General features: G+C 62.3%; 8 protein-coding genes. 5 read left to right on the top strand and 3 right to left on the bottom strand.

What is annotated here, in order from left to right; translation table 11 throughout:
- Positions 1-5 precede the first annotated feature (5 nt).
- Positions 6-965 (bottom strand): nucleoside-specific channel-forming protein Tsx, encoded by a 960-nt coding sequence (locus tag JFT87_RS23045; protein WP_201204812.1) that lies wholly within the window; start codon positions 963-965, stop codon positions 6-8.
- A gap of 523 nt (positions 966-1,488) precedes the next feature.
- On the opposite strand from JFT87_RS23045, the gene JFT87_RS23040 reads away from it, so the two are divergent.
- The 3 genes from JFT87_RS23040 (at position 1,489) to mnmH (ending at position 14,385) form a co-directional block, all read left to right on the top strand.
- Positions 1,489-12,012 (top strand): autotransporter-associated beta strand repeat-containing protein, encoded by a 10,524-nt coding sequence (locus tag JFT87_RS23040; protein ID WP_201204811.1) that lies wholly within the window; start codon positions 1,489-1,491, stop codon positions 12,010-12,012.
- A 235-nt stretch (positions 12,013-12,247) separates the two neighbouring features.
- The gene (gene selD / locus JFT87_RS23035; protein ID WP_201204810.1) at positions 12,248-13,282 is read left to right on the top strand and encodes a selenide, water dikinase SelD; all 1,035 of its coding nucleotides are present in this window, start codon (positions 12,248-12,250) and stop codon (positions 13,280-13,282) included.
- Positions 13,282-14,385 (top strand): tRNA 2-selenouridine(34) synthase MnmH, encoded by a 1,104-nt coding sequence (mnmH, locus tag JFT87_RS23030; protein WP_201204809.1) that lies wholly within the window; start codon positions 13,282-13,284, stop codon positions 14,383-14,385. Before selD ends, mnmH begins: the two co-directional genes overlap by 1 nt.
- A gap of 109 nt (positions 14,386-14,494) precedes the next feature.
- Here the strand turns inward: mnmH and JFT87_RS23025 are convergent, their stop codons facing one another.
- Positions 14,495-15,169 carry a histidine phosphatase family protein gene (locus JFT87_RS23025; RefSeq protein ID WP_201204808.1) on the bottom strand — a complete coding sequence of 225 codons (675 nt, stop codon included), beginning with the start codon at positions 15,167-15,169 and terminating at the stop codon, positions 14,495-14,497.
- Between the two features lie 393 nt (positions 15,170-15,562).
- Between JFT87_RS23025 and JFT87_RS23020 the strand changes: the two genes are divergently transcribed.
- Both JFT87_RS23020 and hemB read left to right on the top strand, forming a co-directional pair.
- On the top strand, positions 15,563-16,261 hold the full coding sequence (locus JFT87_RS23020; RefSeq protein WP_201204807.1) for a glutathione S-transferase family protein: 699 nt from the start codon (positions 15,563-15,565) through the stop codon (positions 16,259-16,261).
- 249 nt (positions 16,262-16,510) lie between these two features.
- On the top strand, positions 16,511-17,485 hold the full coding sequence (gene hemB, locus JFT87_RS23015; protein WP_201204806.1) for a porphobilinogen synthase: 975 nt from the start codon (positions 16,511-16,513) through the stop codon (positions 17,483-17,485).
- 170 nt (positions 17,486-17,655) lie between these two features.
- Here the strand turns inward: hemB and JFT87_RS23010 are convergent, their stop codons facing one another.
- Positions 17,656-19,191 (bottom strand): FAD-dependent oxidoreductase, encoded by a 1,536-nt coding sequence (locus JFT87_RS23010; RefSeq protein WP_201204805.1) that lies wholly within the window; start codon positions 19,189-19,191, stop codon positions 17,656-17,658.
- Positions 19,192-19,292 lie beyond the last annotated feature (101 nt).

The following is a 19,292-nucleotide window of genomic DNA, read 5'->3' as shown; positions in this document are numbered from 1 at the left end:
GATTCTTAAAACTGATAACCGATGCCAGCGTAGTAACCCCAGCCGTTGGAACGGGCACGGAAGTCGCCATCACCGAAATTCAACACGCTGCCATCCTCCCAGTTGCCACCGTTGTGGAAGTAACGGCCGACCAGGGTGAAGCGCAGGTGGGTAAACGAGTAGAGCAAGACGTTGGTGGCCACGGTGGCGTTGGCGGTGCGGGCCGGGTTGTCTTTGTGCAAGTCGGAGCCGAAGTCGAAGTTGGTGAAACCAATGTAGGTCAGCGACGCGCCATTGCTGTAGCTATCGATGGGCACGATGTATTTCAGCTGGGCGCGGTAACCATCCCAGGAATACTCGTTGCTGGCGCCGTAGTTTTCCCATTGATAGCGACCGTAGAAGTTGGCCGACAGGTTGACCCGCGAGTGGGTGTCGATGTCGGTGCCCAGGCCGCTGTACAAGGTGTTGGCGCGGTTGGCGGTGCTGCTGCCGTGGTCGTAGATCCAGTCGAACGCCACATACCATTCCTTGAACGGCCCGACGGCCAGGCTGCGGCCGGCCAGGTAGTCGATGGAGATTCGCGGTTCGTGCTCCATGAACAGCGGCGAGCCGTGGTCCCACGCGCCTTTGTCATGGCTGTTGCCGATGTCGAAGATTTTCGGGATGTCGACGTAGCCGTACAATTCGAACGGCCCCTTGCGCCCGAAATACTCGTATTCCAGATACACATCGTCAGACGGTTGCGGGCCGAAGCTGATGTCCTTGCTGCCGATGACGGTCAAGTCCTGGTTGAACCAGTCCGACAGGTACGCGCCTTTTTTTGGCGGGCTGGCCTCGGTGCTGAGGGTTTCTCCCTGAGCGGATTCTTCCGGCAACGCGGGCTGGGCGAAAGCGCTGTGGCTGAGAAGTCCGGTAACGCCGGTCAGTAGCAAGGAAACAGCAAACGTGCGCGCAAAAGGTGCGCGAAAGAGGGTTGCGGCGTGCATTCAAAGTCCTTTTTGCGGATCGAGGCCCGGATTCTGCGGACCTGTAGGGGTTTGTCGGGAAAATGCCGGGATTGACGGTTCGCAAACGTTTGCACAAGCCGTACCAATGTTTTCAATATCTCTGATATTTCGTCGATTTCAACGGTTTTTCTGACAGAACGATCACATTTTTCAAAGCGCAAAAATGCCGGCGGGTATGACTCCTGTGGCGAGGGGATTTATCCCCGATGGGGCGCGTAGCGGCCCTTGAAAGCAGGGCCTGCTGCGCAGTCCATCGGGGATAAATCCCCTCGCCACAAAAGCCATGTCAAAGGCCCGTCGGTACGGGCTGAAACGCTTATTCCAGACGCCTCTAGTCTTAAAGTATTAACACCATTTAATCAGTGCCCCATTGCTGGGCGTCTACTAGCTTTGTCCCCAATCAACGGTTTTGTGATGACCGTCGCAGTCTTGATTCGCGTGTGGAATAAGCACGGCTCTGCGCGCCTTCAAGGAAGAAATTGGCCACGACAAGGAGTAGCCCGTGGAAGCAAGGTTTGGTGTCGCCCTCGTATCGCGTTTTTCTCCTCTTTCCCTTGCTGTGCACCTGAGCGTCGCCGGGCTTCTGTTCGGCGGGGTCAGCGAGCAGGCGTTTGCGACCTGCTCGGCGGCAGGTTCGACGATTACCTGTTCGGGCGTGCCGACGCTGCCGCTGTTTCTCAATGACTACAGCAGTGCCACCAGCGGCCTGACGGTCAATGTCGCCAACGGTGCGCAGATGAACGCCACCCTCGGCGGCAAGGTGCTCAACCTGACCGGGGCCAACATCAACCTGAACAACTCCGGCACTCTCGACCCGGCGCTGTTGGGGCTGGTGTCGGTGCTCAGCGGCGGTGCGTTCATTGGCTCCGGCGCCACCAGTGCGGTGAGCGTGGTCAACAATGCCAGCGGGATCATTCGCGGTACCGGTATGTTGCTCGGCCTCAACCTGACCAGCGTCGATGGCCTGGGGATTGCGGTAAACAACGCGGCGGCCGGCACCACGACCATCACCAACGACGGCACCATCACTTCCACCGGCTTGTCGGTCGGCGGGATTACCCTGGCCGACACTCCGGTGGTCGGGGTGTATGGCGGTTCGCGAGTCAACATGACCAACAGCGCCACCGGTACGATCAATGGCCGGATCGCGTTCGAGACGTCGGCGGCGGGCAACACTTTCACCAACGCCGGTGCAATTACCGGCGGCGTGTCGATGGGCGCGGCGAGCACCAACACCTTCACCGCCGTTACCGGTTCTTCCGTGCAAGTCGGTGATGGTGTTCAGGTCTCGGTGGGGCTTGGCGGCCTGATCGGTATCAACCTGACGTTTGCCCCGACCGGCACCGTCGATGGCGGCGCGGGCGGTACCAACAGCCTGATCCTGCAAAATCCGATAGGCCTCGGCGGCGGCACCACCGGCACTGGCACCGCTTCGAGTGCGACCTACGTCAACTTCAACAACCTGACCCTCAACAGCGGCACCTGGACCTTGCAGGGGCCATTGGTCAGCGGCGCGACCACCCTCAATGGCGGTGTTGCGCAGTTCAACAACAACGCCACCTTCGGCAGCGGTGTGATCACCTCCAACGGCGGGATTTTGCAGGCCAGCAACGCCGGGTTGAACCTCAGCAATCTGATCTCACTCGGTGCGGGTGGCGTTACGGTGCAAGGCACCAATGCCACCACTTTGAGCGGAGTGATTTCCGGCAGCGGCGGTTTTACCAAGGCCGGTACCGGCCAGCTTAACCTCAGCGCGGCCAACACCTATCTTGGCAACACCACGCTCAATGGCGGCACGGTGCTGGTGAGCAACAATCAGGCGTTCAGCACCGGCACCCTCAATGTCACTGGCGCGACGACGCTGAGCGCACCGGGCACCATCAGCCTGGCCAACGCCATCAGCCTCGGCGGCACATTGACGGCTGGCGGCACCGGCGCACTGACCCTCGGTGGCTTGATCAGCGGCAGCAGCGGCCTGACCAAAACCGGCACTGGCAGCCTCACCGTCAGCGGCGCTAACACCGGTTTCACGGGCACCACCACCCTGAGCGCCGGCAGCCTGCTGGTGACCAATAACAACTCGCTGGGCAGCGGCGCGCTGAACACCGCCGCTGGCACCAGTCTCGACAGCACCGCCAACGTCACTCTGGCCAATAACATCGGCATGACCGGCGCCCTCAACGTCCTCGGCAGCAACGCCCTGACGCTGGGCGGCGTGTTGAGCGGCACTGGCGGTATCACCAAATCCGGCACCGCCAGCCTGACGTTGACCGGCAACAACACTAACTCCGGCAATACTGCGCTCAACGCCGGCAGCCTGTTTGTCGGCAGCAACACCGCACTCGGCACGGGCGCGTTGAATGCGGCGGCGGGCACCACACTCGATGCGACCACAGCGGTGACGCTGACCAACGCCGTCGCGCTGGCGGGAGGGCTGACCATCGGCGGCACTCAGGCGTTAGGTCTGAGTGGCGTCGTCAGCGGCGCGGGCAACTTGGCCAAGAACGGCTCTGCGAACCTGACCATCAACGGCAACAACACCTATCCAGGCATCACCGCGCTCAACGCCGGGACGCTGATTGTCGGTTCCAACACCGCGCTGGGCACTGGCGCATTGAACACGGCGACGGGCACCACACTGGATGCCAGCACCGGCGTGACGCTGACCAACGCTGTCAGCCTCGGCGGCAACCTGAATATCGGCGGCACTGCCGACCTGACCCTCGGCGGCGTGGTGGGCGGCAGCGGCGGCCTGACCAAAAACGGCGCGGCCAACCTGATTCTCAATGGCGCCAACACCTTCCTCGGTGCCATCGCACTGAACGCCGGCACCATCACGGCGGGCGTCAATGCTGCGCTCGGCAGTGGCAATATCACCGTCGGCGGCGCGGCGACCCTCGACAGCAATGCGGCGGTGACGCTGAACAACAACGTCCTGCTCAACAACAACCTGGCAATCGGCGGCAGCAACGCGCTGACCCTCGGAGGTGTAATCAGTGGCACCAGCCAACTGGTGAAAAACGGCACCGCCAACCTGACCCTCAACGGCGCCAATACTTTCACCGGTGGCACCGCGCTCAACGCCGGCAGCCTGACCGTCGGCAACGGCGCAGCACTCGGCACTGGCACGCTGACCGTCGGCGGCGCGGGTGGCACGCTCAATAGCAGCGCTAACGTCACGCTTAACAATGCGATTGCCCTTAACGCCAACCTCACGGCGGGCGGCGCCAATCCGCTGACCCTCGGTGGGGTCATCAGTGGCGCGAGCAACCTGATCAAGAACGGCGCCTCGACGTTGACGCTGACCGGCAACAACACCTACACCGGCGCCACGTCGCTGAACGCGGGAACACTGATCGTCGGCTCCAACACTGCCCTCGGCACCGGTAGTGTCAATGCCTCGGCCGGGACTACGTTGGACGCCTCCACTGCAGCAAGCCTGGCCAACAACGTCAACCTCGGTGGCAACGTGACCATCGGCGGCAGCAACGCGCTGACCCTCGCCGGCGTGGTCTCCGGTGTCGGTGGACTGACCAAGAGCGGTCCCGCCGACCTGATCCTCAACGGCGCCAACACCTACTTCGGAAACACCGCACTCAATGTCGGCAAACTGATCGTCGGCAGCAATACCGCGATCGGCAGCGGCGCATTGAACGCAGCAGCGGGCACCACGCTGGACACCAACACTGCCGTCACCCTGGGCAATCAGGTCAACCTCGCCGGCGCGCTCAACGTCGGTGGCAGTGCGGATCTGACCCTTACCGGTACCGTCGCCGGTGCCGGCAGCCTGGTGAAAAACGGTGCGGCCAATCTCAATCTGAATGGCACCAATACCTACGTCGGCGGCACCACGCTCAACGCCGGTACGGTGACTGTCGGCAACAGTTCGGCGCTGGGCACCGGTGCCCTGACCGTCGGCGGCGCGGCGACGCTGGACAGCAGTTCGCCGCTGGCCAGTCTGGCCAACGCGGTGGTGCTCAATGCGGCACTGACCGTCGGCGGTACTCAAGACCTGACCCTCGACGGCGTGGTCAGCGGCACCAACCAATTGATCAAGAACGGCGCGGCCGACCTGACCCTTAATGGCGTCAATACCTTCCAGGGCGGCACCACCCTCAACGCCGGCACCCTGACTCTGGGCTCGGCCGGTGCATTGGGCAGTGGCGGCTTGACCGTCGGCGGCGCTTCGACGCTGGATACCAGCACCGGGATGAGCGTCGGCAACAACATCACCCTCAACGCCGGCCTGACCCTGGCCGGCAGCAACACCCTGAACCTCAGCGGCGTGATCGATGGCGCCGGCAGCCTGACCAAGGATGGCTTTGGCGATCTGACGCTCAGCGGCAACAACACGTTCACCGGCGCGCTGAACATCGCCTCCGGCAGCCTTACCACCGTGAGCAGCGGGGCGCTCGGCAACACTTCCGGCGCGAATATCAGCGCCGGTGCCAGTCTCTATCTCAACAGCAGCGCCAGCCTCGACGGGTTGAGCGGTAGCGGCAGTGTGCAAATCGCCGGCGGTAATACTCTGACCGTGGGCGGTGTGAGCAATACCAGCACCTTCGACGGCGACCTCGGTGGCAGCGGTGCGTTGACCAAAGTCGGTACCGGTACGCTGAACCTCACCGGCAGCAGCGGCATCACCGGCAACACCAACGTCAATGGCGGTACGCTGAATCTCACCGGTTCGCTGGCCAGTTCCCAGCTCAACGTCAACAATGGCGCCACCCTCACAGGTACCGGTTCGGCACTGGGCTTCATCACCATCAACAGCGGTGGTCATCTGGCGCTGTCCTCGGGCAATACCCTGTCAGCCTCGTCGCTGATCCTTACAGCTAACAGCAATGTCGACACGAGCCTCGCCACGCCATCGACCAGCTCGCTGATGAACATCGGCGGCAACCTGACCCTCGACGGCAATCTCAACGTCACCGATGCCGGCGGTTTCGGTGTCGGGGTTTACCGTTTGTTCAACTACATCGGCGCGTTGACCGACAACGGCCTGACCGTGGCCGGTGTGCCGGTGGGCTACGGCCTCGGCGACATCCTCGTGCAGACCTTAGGTAACCAGGTCAATCTGGTGGTGTCGGCGCCGAACACCAACCTGCGTTTCTGGGACGGCAGCCAGACAATCCCCAACGGCACAGTGGATGGTGGCAGCGGTACGTGGAATGCCGGTGGCACCAACTGGACCAATTCCAACGGCACGCTGAACCAGACCTGGGCCGGCGATTTCGCAGTGTTCCAGGGCACGGCCGGCACCGTGTCGGTCAACGGCACGCAACTGTTCACCGGCATGCAGTTCCTTACCGATGGCTACAACGTGGTCAATGGCACGTCGGGGCTGCTCACCGCCGTCAATGGCAGCGGTGGCACCACGGCGATGCGCGTTGATCCGGGCGTGACCGCCACGGTCGGCGTGAACATCAACGGCAGCGGCATTCTCAACAAACTCGATGCGGGCACCTTGGTGCTCAACGGTGCCAACACCTATACCGGCGGCACGCAACTGGATGGCGGCACGCTGGTGGTCGGCAGCAATACCGCACTGGGCACTGGCGCGTTGATCGCCAATGCCGGCACGCAACTGGACAGCAACACCGCCGTGACACTGGCCAACGCTGCCACGCTGAATGGCAACCTGACCGTGCTCGGCAGCAATGCCTTGACCCTGAATGGTGTCATTTCCGGCACCGGCGGCTTGATCAAGAACGGTTCAGCCAACCTGACCCTCGGCGGCAATAACGCCTTCCTCGGCCCGGTGGCACTGAACGCGGGCGGGCTGATTCTGGCGTCGAACAGCGCGTTGGGCTCGGCCACCCTGAACGCGGCGAACGGCACCACCCTGGATGCCAGCGGCACCTTCACGGCGGGTAACGCGATCAACCTGGCGGGCAACCTCGGCATCGTCGGCAGCAATGACCTGACCCTCGGCGGTGCCATCAGCGGCGCCGGTGGCCTGAGCAAAAATGGCGCGGCCAACCTGACCCTCAACGGTGTCAACACCTTGCAGGGTGACACCACCCTGAATGCCGGCACCCTGACCGCTGGCAGCAACGGCGCCCTCGGTCTGGGCAACCTCACCGTGGCCGGGGCTTCATCCCTGGACAGCAACACTTCGGTGTCGCTGGGCAACAACGTGGTGCTCAACGCCAACCTGACCAACACCGGCACCAGCGACGTAGCCCTCGGCGGTGTGATCAGCGGCGCCGGTGGCCTGAGCAAAAATGGCGCGGCCAACCTGACCCTCAACGGTGTCAACACCTTGCAGGGTGACACCACCCTGAATGCCGGCACCCTGACCCTCGGCAACGCCGCGGCGCTGGGCACTGGCGCGTTGACCGTCGCCGGTGCTTCGACACTGGACAGCAGCTCGCCGCTCAGCCTGGCCAACAACGTCAACGTCAATGCGGCGTTGAACGTGGCTGGCAGCAATAACCTGACCCTGGCCGGCGTCGTTGCCGGGGCTGGAACCCTGAACAAAAATGGCGCGGCGGACCTGTCCCTCAGCGGCAACAACACCTTCAGCGGCACCTTCAATGTGCTGGGCGGCAGCCTGAGCACCCTCAGTGCCGGGGCCTTGGGCAACAACGCCGGGGTCAATCTGGGAGCAGCGACCCAGCTCAATCTCGGTGCATCCGGCAGCCTCGCGAGCCTGACGGGCAGCGGCACGGCGCTGGTCGGTGCCGGCAACACACTGAGCATCGGCGGCAACAATGCCAGCAGCACCTTTGACGGTGTCCTCAGCGGCAGCGGTCTGCTGGACAAACTCGGCAGCGGCACCTTCAACCTCACCGGCAGCAACACCCTGACCGGTGACACCAGCATCAACGGTGGCACCTTGAATGTCAGCGGCTCGCTGGCCAGTGCCAACGTCGCGGTCAATAACGGCGGGACCCTCGCCGGCAGTGGCAGCCTCACGGGCGCCGTGAATGTCGCCGATGGCGGTCACGTTGCACTGGCCACCGGCAGCACCTTGTCGGTGGGTTCGCTGGCCTTGAGTGGTAACTCCAACCTCGAAGTCGGGCTCGGTGTGCCGGTGTCTGGTGGCGGCAATGCGCTGATCAATGTCGGCGGCAACCTGACCCTCGACGGCAACTTGAACGTCAGCGACATCGGCGGTTTTGGCAGCGGTGTGTATCGCATCATCAACTACACCGGCAGCCTGACCGACAACGGTCTGTTGGTCGGTAGCGTGCCGGGCAGCGTAACGCCGGGTGATCTGCAAGTGCAGACTGCCGTGGGCAACCAGGTCAACCTGCTGGTCAGCGCACCGAACGTCACCGTGCAGTTCTGGGACGGTGCGCAACTGGTCGGCAACGGCGCGGTCAATGGCGGCAGTGGCACCTGGGGCAGTGGCACCACCAACTGGACCAATGTCAACGGCACCTTCAATCAGGCCTGGGCCAACAGCTTCGCGGTGTTCCAGGGGACGGCAGGTACCGTCACCGTCAACGGCACGCAAGCCATCACCGGCATGCAATTCGTCACCGACGGCTACACCCTGGCCAATGGCACGGCGGGCGTACTGACACTGGTCAATGGCAGCTTGGGCAATGCGACCGTTCGGGTCGATCCGAACGCCACCGCGACCCTTGGCGTAGCCCTCAATGGCGCCGGCACTCTCGGCAAATACGACACCGGCACCCTGGTGCTCAACGCGGCCAATGGCTATACCGGCGGCACGGCGCTGAACGGCGGCAAACTGGTCGTGGGCAACAATGGCGCGTTGGGCAGCGGTGTATTGACCGCGGCCAATGGCACCGCGCTGGACAGCAACACCAGCGTCAGCCTCGCTAACGCAGTGGTGCTGAATGGCGGGCTGAGTGTCGCGGGCAGCAACGCGCTGACCCTCGGCGGCGTCGTCAGCGGCACCGGCAGCCTGATCAAAAACGGTGCCTCAAGCCTGACCCTTAACGGCAGCAACACCTACGCAGGTGGCACGCAGTTGAACGCCGGTTCGTTGGTTCTTGGCAACAACAGCGCTGTAGGCACCGGCGCGCTCGGCGTCGGTGGTAGCGCGCAACTGGACAGCGCAGCTGCTCTGCAATTGGCGAACGCGATCAATCTGACCGGGCAGTTGACCCTGGCCGGCACCCAGAACACCACCCTCAGCGGCGTGATCGCGGGCACCGGCAGTCTGGTGAAAAACGGCAATGGTGCGCTGCTGCTCAGTGGCGCCAATACCTACAGCGGCGGCACCACTCTCAACGGTGGCAGCACCAGCGGTAACACCAGCAGCCTGCAAGGCGCGATCCTCAACAACGCCGCGCTGACCTTCGAGCAAACCAGCAACGGCAGCTACACCGGCAACCTTACCGGCACCGGTACATTGACCAAAAACGGCACCGGCGATTTGCTGCTCACCGGCACCAACGGCCTCACCGGCAACACCAACGTTCAGGCCGGCTCGTTGCTGGTCAACGGCACCCTCAACAGTGCCAACGTGAACGTGGCCAGCGGGGCGAAAATCGGTGGCAGCGGCCAAATCGGCGGCGCAGTGCAACTGGCCAGCGGTGCGACCCTGGTCGGCGGCGGTACTACCACGCCGTTGTCGGTCGGTTCCCTGGCGTTGTCTTCGGGCAGCAACCTGGACTTCAGCCTCGGCTCGGCCACCAGTTCGACCAACGTGGTCAACGTTGCGGGCAACCTGACCCTCGACGGCACGCTGAACGTCAGCAATGCCGGCGTCTTCGGTACAGGCGTCTATCAACTGTTCCGCTACGGCGGCAGCCTGACTGACAACGGTCTGGTTTATGGCAGCCTGCCGGTGTCGGCGGCCAATCTGACCCTGCAAACCGCCATCGCCAATCAAGTCAACTTGCTGGTGCAAGGCACGCCGGGTGAGGTGCAGTTCTGGAACGGCGGCACCACTAATCCTGACGGCAGCATCGGCGGCGGCAGTGGTGTGTGGGGGCCAGGCACCAACTGGACCGACCCGAGCGGCACGCAGGCGTTGGCCTCGAACGGTCAGTTTGCGGTGTTCGGTGGGCAAAGCGGCACGGTCACCGTGCTGGGCAATCAGAACTTTACCGGCCTGCAATTCCTCACCAGCGGCTACAGCCTGACGCCGGGCGCCGGTGGCACGCTGACTCCGGTCAACGGCGCGGATGGCAGCCTCGCACCGGTTCGCGTGAATGCCGGGGCGAGCGCAGAAATCTCCGTGCCGCTGGTGGGCACGGGCGGTATCGAGAAACTCGATTCCGGGACCTTGGTGCTGAGCGGGGCCAACACCTACAGCGGTGGCACCACCGTCAGTGGCGGTACGCTGGTCGGTAACACCACCAGCCTGCAAGGCAACATCCTCAACAACGCCTCGCTGGTGTTCCAGCAGAACGCCAATGGTCAGTTCAACGGTCGCCTCAGCGGTCTCGGGGCGATGGCCAAACGTGGTGCCGGAACCTTGCTGTTGACCGGTGATAACCCGTTCAGCGGCACCGTAGCGGTCGATCAAGGCGTGCTGCAAGTCGGCAGCCGTTCGGCGCGCGCTTCGTTGGGCGGGCAAGTGACGGTGGCCAACGGTGCGGGTCTGAGCGGTAACGGCAGCGTCGGTTCGGTGGTCAACAATGGTGTCGTGGCTTCCGGTGGCGACGCTGGAACCCTGAGCGTTGCGGGTAACCTGACCAATAACTCAAGCGGTGTATTGGCGTTGACCATCAGCTCGCCAACCGCCACGCCATTGGCGGTCGGCGGTACGGCAGCCCTCGGCGGCGGCTTGCAAGTGAACTCGCTCGCACCGTTCACCGGCAACACCGTTTACTCGCTGATCACCGCGGGCGGTGGCGTGACCGGCACCTTCAGCTCCACCGATCTGCCGCAGTACGCCTTCCTCGACAGCTCACTGGTTTACGGTGCCGATTCGGTGACCCTGGCCGTGAGCCGCAACCAGACGTCCTTCGCCGATGTCGCGGCCACCGGCAACCAGCGTGGCACGGCCTCTGCCTTGTCCAATAATGGCCCGGCCGGCGCAGCGTTGCAGAACCAGATCGTCAACCTCTCTGCGGCCGGTGCTCGTGCAGCCTTCGACAGCTTGTCCGGGGAAATTCACGCCAGTACCGCCAGCGCGATTCTCGAGGACTCGCGCTACATCCGGGACGCGGTCAACGACCGTATGCGCCAACCGTCCTGCAGTGGGCTTGACGATCCTCGCCGCGCCCTGGCGCCCAGCGACAATCGCCTGACCAGCGGCGGCTGCCACGGTGAAATGGTCGGCTGGATGCGTGCACTCGGTACCTGGGGTGAAATGGATGGCGACAGCAACAGCGCCAAGCTGGATCGTAAACTCAGCGGCTTCATGCTCGGCACCGACAAGCAAATCGACGATCAATGGCGCGCCGGGATGGCCGCCGGTTACACCCGCAGCAGCCTGGATGCCAATGACCGCAACTCCGATGCCACGGTCGACAGCTACCACCTGGCGGCGTACCTCAACTCGCAATTCGACGCCTTGGCCGTGCGCCTGGGCGCCGCTTACAGCTGGCACGACATCGAAACCGAACGCAACGTCAACGTCGGCACCTACAACGATCGGTTGAAGGCGCATTACAACGCTCGCAGCGCCCAGGTCTTCGGCGAAGTGGGTTACGCCATTGATGCGGGCGGTCTCGCGGTCGAGCCGTTCGCCGGTTTGTCCTACGTCAATTACGACAGTGACACCGGCAAGGAAAAAGGCGGGGTAGGACGGTTGCAGGCTAATTCCAGCCAGGACATCACGTTCTCCACCCTCGGTGTGCGCGTCGGCAAACTGCTGACCTTGGCCAACGGCTCGCAATTGACCCCGCGTGCCGCCCTCGGCTGGCGCCATGCCTACGGCGACACCAAGCCGGACGCCGACCTGACCTTCATCGACGGCGGCGCCTCGTTCAAAACCCAAGGCGTGCCGATTGCCAAGGACAGCGCACTGCTTGAAGCGGGCGTCGACTTCCAGATCACGCCGACCGGCAAGCTGGGGATTGGTTACTCGGGGCAACTGTCGAGCGACAACAGCGACAACGCAATGACCATCAGCTACAGCCTCACCTTCTAAATAGGGTCGAAGCACTTTAGCCGCCCGAAAGGGCGGTTTTTTGCCTGCAAATTCTTTGGCAACCTGATGTCTGTGGTGACTGTTCGATTGCCTTCGCGAGCATGCTCGCTCCCACAGGGGAATGCCGGCAAATGTGGCAGCGAGCCTGCTCGCGAAGGGGCCGGTCAATCAGCGCAAAAAACCGCTGCCTCGTGCTCTGCTAGAATCCGCCTCATTAACAGCCTGAGACTCCCCCATGAGCGAGCCGATTCGTCTGACCCAATACAGCCACGGCGCAGGATGCGGTTGCAAAATCTCCCCGCAGGTTCTGGAGGTGATTCTGGCCGGCAGCGGCGCGCAGAACCTCGATCCCAAGCTCTGGGTCGGCAACGCCTCGCGCGATGACGCGGCGGTGTATGCCATCGACGACGAGCGTGGTGTGGTCTCGACCACTGACTTCTTTATGCCGATCGTCGATGATCCGTTCGACTTCGGCCGCATCGCCGCCACCAATGCCATCAGCGACATCTACGCCATGGGCGGCGATCCGTTGATGGCGATTGCGATCCTCGGTTGGCCGGTCAACGTGCTGGCCCCGGAAATCGCCCGTGAAGTGATTCGCGGCGGGCGTTCGATTTGCGACGAGGCAGGCATTCCACTGGCCGGCGGGCATTCCATCGACGCCCCGGAGCCGATCTTCGGTCTGGCCGTCACCGGGCTGGTGCAAAAGCGCCACATGAAACGCAACGACACCGCCACCGCCGGGTGCCTGTTGTACCTCACAAAACCGTTGGGCATCGGCATCCTCACCACGGCCGAGAAGAAGGGCAAATTGCGCGCCGCCGACGTTGGCGTGGCCCGCGACTGGATGTGCACGTTGAACAAGCCCGGCAGCCGTTTTGGCAAACTCGCCGGTGTCACGGCGATGACCGACGTCACTGGTTTCGGCCTGCTCGGGCATCTGGTGGAAATGGCTGATGGCAGTAAGCTCACCGCACGCATCGCCTATGACCGTGTGCCGCGTCTGGACAGCGTCGAGTATTACCTCGATCAGGGCTGTGTACCCGGCGGCACGCTGCGCAATTTCGACAGCTATGCGAGCAAGGTCGGCCGCGTGCAGGAACTGCACAAACGGGTGCTCTGCGACCCGCAAACCAGCGGTGGTCTGTTGGTTGCCGTGACGCCTGAAGGCAATGACGAGTTCCTCGCTGTCGCCGCCGAGGTGGGGCTGATTCTTGCGCCAATCGGCGAACTGGTTGAGCGACAGACGAACGCAGTCGAGGTGATTTGATGCTCCGCGACTGCACTGACTTCCGTGATATTTTCCTCAACGACCGGCCGCTGATGGATGCCCGCGCGCCGGTCGAGTTTCACAAGGGCGCGTTCCCTGGCGTGGTCAATCTGCCGCTGATGAACGACATCGAGCGGCAGAAAATCGGCACCTGCTACAAGCAACACGGCCAGCAGGCTGCCATCGAGCTGGGCCACCAATTGGTCTCTGGCGACGTCAAAGCTGAACGCATCCAGGCCTGGGCCGATTTCGCCCGGGCCCATCCTGATGGCTATCTCTATTGTTTTCGTGGCGGCTTGCGTTCGCAGATCACTCAGCAGTGGCTGCGTGACGAAGCCGGTATCGACTATCCCCGCGTTGGCGGCGGCTACAAAGCGTTGCGCAACTTCCTCATTGTTACCCTCGAACAGGCCATCGCCCAGTGTGATTTCGTTTTGCTGGGCGGCATGACCGGCACCGGCAAGACTGAAGTGCTGGTGCAACTGCGCAACGGCCTGGACCTGGAAGGGCACGCCAATCATCGCGGTTCGAGCTTCGGCAAGCGCGCCACGGGTCAGCCGTCGAACATCGATTTCGAAAACCGCCTGGCCATCGACGTCCTGAAAAAACGCGACGCCGGTATCGAGCAGTTTGTGCTGGAAGATGAGAGCCGGGTGGTCGGCAGTTGCGCCTTGCCGCTGCCCTTGTATCAAGGCATGCAGCAGTACCCGATGGTCTGGCTGGAAGACAGTTTTGAAGACCGTGTGGAGCGGATCCTGCGCGATTACGTGGTGGATCTGTCAGCCGAGTTTGCGGCAGTACACGGGGAGGAAGGCTTTGCGCTGTTCTCCGAGCGCTTGCTGGAAAGCTTGAACAACGTGCAGAAGCGCCTCGGTGGCGAGCGCCATCGGCGGATGCTGCTGTTGATGGAAGAGGCTTTGATCGAGCAGGGGCGCAGCGGGGCGGTGGATCTGCATCGCGGCTGGATCGAGGGATTGCTGCGTGAGTATTACGATCCGATGTACGCGTTTCAGCGGGAGAAGAAGGGCGGGCGGATCGAGTTTGCCGGGGAGAGTGCGGCGGTGATCGATTATTTGCGCGAGCGGGTGAGCCAGAAAGATTGAGGTTGTAGTGGCTGGCCTCTTCGCGAGCAAGCTCTGCTCCTACAGGTTTACGCCTGTTCTGTAGGAGCAGAGCTTGCTCGCGAAGGGGCCGGGGAAGGCGACCCAACACTCAGGTCGGGCAGGTTTCCTTACCATGATCCAGCCCTTGTTTGTAGACGTGGCTTTCCAGGCTGGCCTTGCCGTTGTGCCAGGTCAGGATCAGCACGTACAGCGAGTCGTAGTCGCTGGACGCCCAGTCTTCGGTGATGTTCTGTTTCTTGCCAACGGCTTCGCTGGCGACCTTGTTGATCAGTTCGGGCAGGTAGCCGTGGGACCAGGCGGTGTAGATGATCGCGTTGTGGTACTTGTCGTGGACCAACTCATCCGCCAGATCGCTGGTGTCGTTGGCCGAGAAGTTGATGTTCACCGGCAACCCGAGCTTGATCGCGCTGGGGCTGATGGTCATCAGTGGTCGGATGTAACTGTAGGAGTTATCGAGTTCGCCTTCCTCGACATTGCGCGTCGGGTTAGCAGCAAACACGTAGTTGGCCTTGCCGAATTTCTCTGGCAGTAGGGTGGACAGCTTGATCGCACGGTTCAATCCCTGGCAATTTAGCTGACCCAGGCCGCCTGCGGGTTTTTCCGCGTGGCGCAGGAACACCAGCGTCTGGGTACCGTCGGCCGGCTGGGCGCGGCTTTCGCTGGACTCCAGCGACAGGAACAGCGCGCTCGCTGCCAACAACGAGGGCAGAACGATAAACGCGCGATGCTTGAAGCGTTGGGCGAATTTCAAAAGGGTCTTCATTCAGTAAAGTGATCTTCAGCGCATTCGATTAAGGCTGACAAACCTTTACACCGTGAGCTCCCAGCGTCGGGTGTTTTCCATGTCGTTGCGCCGGTCCGTCTCCGTAATGGGCAGTGCTCAGAGTCCCCTGAAGCCCTTTGGTTCGATCCCGGCGGGTTCGCCGCACTTTAGCGACAACCTTTGACGGGGTGGCGGAAGGTTATCGACAGGATGTTGCGGATTTATGGACGTTGGCAGATCTATGCACTGAATGGTCCCTGTAGGAGCTGCCGAAGGCTGCGATCTTTTGATCTTGACCTTCAACAATGTCGAACAGATCAAGATCAAAAGATCGCAGCCTTCGGCAGCTCCTACATTATGATCAGCAGCTTCAATGTTTGCGTGGATGCTCCCATGACCGATCTCTCTGCGTTCCCGATTACCGGTAAATGGCCGGCCCAGTACCCTGAGTGGATTCAGCTCTACTCCCTGCCGACCCCCAACGGCGTCAAGGTCTCGATCATGCTCGAAGAGATCGGCTTGCCGTACGAGCCGCACCGCGTGGGCTTCGAGACCAACGATCAGTTGTCACCCGAGTTCATGTCGTTGAACCCCAACAACAAGATCCCGGCGATCATCGACCCTCACGGTCCAGGGGACCAGCCACTGCCGCTGTTCGAGTCCGGGGCGATTCTGATCTACCTCGCCGACAAGAGCGGCCAATTGCTGGCCCAGGAATCGGCGGCGCGCTACGAGACGATTCAGTGGTTGATGTTTCAGATGGGCGGTATCGGGCCGATGTTCGGCCAGGTTGGTTTTTTCAACAAATTCGGCGGCAAGGATTACGAGGACAAACGGCCCCGTGATCGCTACGTCGAGGAAAGCAAACGCCTGCTCAAGGTCCTCGACGAGCGTCTGGAAGGGCGCGACTGGATCATGGGCGAGCGCTACACCATTGCCGACATCGCGACGTTCCCGTGGGTGCGCAACCTGATCGGTTTTTATGAGGCGGGCGACCTGGTCGGCATTCAGAATTTCCCGAATGTCACCCGCGTGCTGGAGCGCTTCCTCGCGCGGCCGGCGGTGGTTCGTGGTTTGACGATTCCTTCGTAATTCGCAGCACTGATGATCCCCGTGGGAGCGAGCCTGCTCGCGAAAGCGATTTATCAGCTGACATTAGTGTTAACTGACACGACGCTTTCGCGAGCAGGCTCGCTCCCACTGTGATTTTGGTGTTCTGGAGGATTGTTGCATGAGCAGTAATGCACTCTTGATTGATCCAGGTTTGTACGCCAACCCCCGCAAGGCATAAGCTTCACCCCCTTACGACTTTCGTCTTGTCACTGTCTTTCAGGAAAACCCATGTCCAGCCAGTTCCCCGAAGCTCGTCCACGCCGTCTGCGCCGCAATGCGAGCCTGCGCAGTCTGTTCCAGGAAACCGAGTTCAGCCTGAACGATCTGGTGCTGCCGATTTTTGTTGAAGAAGAAATCGACGATTTCGTCCCGATCAAAAGCATGCCCGGTGTGATGCGCATTCCGGAGTCGAAACTGGCCGGGGAGATCGAGCGCTATGCCCGTGCCGGGATCAAATCGGTGATGACCTTCGGCGTGTCCCATCACCTGGACAGCAGTGGCAGCGACACCTGGAACGACAACGGCCTGGTGTCGCGGATGTCGCGTATCGCCAAGGACGCCGTGCCGGAAATGATCGTGATGTCCGACACCTGCTTCTGTGAATACACCGACCACGGCCACTGCGGCGTGGTGCACAACCATGAAGTCGACAACGACAAGACCCTGATCAATCTCGGCAAACAAGCCGTGGCGGCGGCCCGGGCCGGCGCGGACGTGATCGCTCCGTCGGCGGCCATGGACGGCCAGGTCCGGGCCATTCGCCGGGCGCTGGACGAGGCCGGTTTCACCCAGACCGCGATCATGGCGTATTCGACCAAGTTCGCTTCGGCACTCTACGGCCCGTTCCGTGAGGCCGGCGGCAGCGCTTTGAAAGGCGACCGCAAAAGCTACCAGATGAACCCGATGAACCGCCGTGAAGCCGTGCGCGAATCGCTGCTGGACGAACAGGAAGGCGCCGATGCGCTGATGGTCAAACCGGCCGGCGCGTACCTGGACATCATCCGCGACATCCGCGAAGTCTCGCGTCTGCCGCTGTCGGCGTACCAGGTAAGTGGTGAGTACGCGATGATCAAGTTCGCCGCCCAGGCCGGAGCGATTGATGAAGACCGCGTGGTGCGCGAAAGCCTTGGGGCGATCAAGCGGGCGGGGGCGGATTTGATCTTCACCTACTTCGCGATGGATCTGGCCTTGGCCGGGATCTAACGACCACCGCAAACTCCCACAGTTGTTTGATGTTGGACGCAACTCCTGTGAACGACGCAGCCACCTGTGGGAGCGAGCCTGCTCGGGATTGCGGCGGATCAGTCACATTGATGTTGGATATGCTGTCGTTATCGCGAGCAGGCTCACTCCCACATTTGAGATGTGTTGGGTCAGTGGGACCCAAAAAACAACCGTATCCCATGATCCCGGAAATACCGCTCGATCACTTTCGGGTCCGCGCTGTTATCGGCAATCGCCACGTACGTATCCGGCCGCAACAGATAAAAACCGTTGCGCGCCAACCCCGCTGTTTCAAACGCTGGCCGCCAGTCGAACACGTGCAGCGGCAAATGATGCTCGATACACCAGGCGATCATTTCGTCGCTGGTATCGCCGTACACATGCACCTGCCAGGTCGGGTTTTTCAGCGGTTCGTAGTTATCGCCTTCGCCATCGTGCGCCCAGGGCAAGCGGTCACCGCCGTGGACCTGCCCGGTCACGCCTTCGCTCAGCGGCATGCCGCGATAGTTGAGGGTGATCTGCGACACCGTGCGAAACAGGAATTCGCGCGTTGCCGCGAACGAAGCCATTTTCGGGATCAGAAATGGCGCCAGGCGCGTGCGCAGCAGGTCGGCGACTTTGCCCTCGGCGGTGACGAAGCTGAACACCCGGTCGGTGGTGGACACCAGGCGCCGGGCGAAGGCGATGCGTTCGGTTTCGTAGCTATCGAGTAATTTGGAGGTGGCGCCGCCGCTCAGGACTGCGGCGATTTTCCAGGCCAGGTTGATCGCGTCGCCAATCCCGGTGTTCATGCCCTGGCCACCGGCGGGGCTGTGGACGTGGGCGGCGTCGCCGAGTAGAAACGCCCGGCCGCTGCGAAAGAATTCCGCCACCCGATGATGCACCCGGTAGGTCGAGAACCAATTCACCTGTTCGACCTGCACTTTCAGATGCTCGATGGCGTGGCTGCTGACGTCTTCGAATTTCAGGGTTTCGGCATGCTCGGCGCGCTCATCGCGCACAGTGCCGATCAGCCGGGCATGACCTTCGCTGGCCAACGGGAACACTGCGAGAAAGTCCGCTTCATCGAGGTCCACGTGCAGTTCACCGTTGAACGCCGGGCCGCTGGCCTGCACGTCGGCGACGTAGAAAATCTGCTGGTAGGTGCCGCCGGGGAATCCGCTGTCCAGAGTCTTGCGCACAATCGACCGGGCGCCGTCGCAACCCGCGAGATAGCAGGCCTGGCAGACTTCCTGCGCGCCATCGGGGCGACGTAAATGGGCGGTGAGGCCGTCGCCGGTTTCGTCGAAGCTGTCCAGCGTGGTTTCGCGTTCGACGCTGACGCCATAGTCGGCGAGGCGTTCGATCAGCAGTTGCTCGTGTTCGTCCTGGGGAAAAATTTCCATGAACGCGTAGGGCGTCAGGCCCTCGCCGATGCGGGTCAACGGCAGGCGCGCCACGGCTTCGCCCTTGACCCAGAAATTCGCCGCCGCCACCCGATGGCCGTTTTGCACGATGGTGTCGCTGAGGTCGAGTTGACGATACAACTCAAGGGTCCGGGCCTGGACGGCCAGGGCGCGCGAGGTGGTGCCGGGGGCGAGGGTCTTGTCGATGATGCGCACGCGGATGCCGAGCTTGCTCAGCCACAGCGCCAGCACCAGGCCAGTCGGGCCGGCGCCGATGATCAACACGTCGCTTCGGTTCATGAGTTTGTTCTCCTCACGGGGTGCAGCAAGTATGGATCAGAAGGTCGGGCTGGCCAGTTCTGCTCGCGATGAGGCCGGAAAATCCCCCGCAAAACAAAAAA

Origin of the sequence: Pseudomonas sp. TH15 (assembly GCF_016651105.1) — a bacterium.
In the GTDB taxonomy this organism is placed as follows: domain Bacteria; phylum Pseudomonadota; class Gammaproteobacteria; order Pseudomonadales; family Pseudomonadaceae; genus Aquipseudomonas.
Note: the sequence above shows the minus strand (reverse complement) of the source record. Positions and strands in the feature narration are given on the sequence as shown.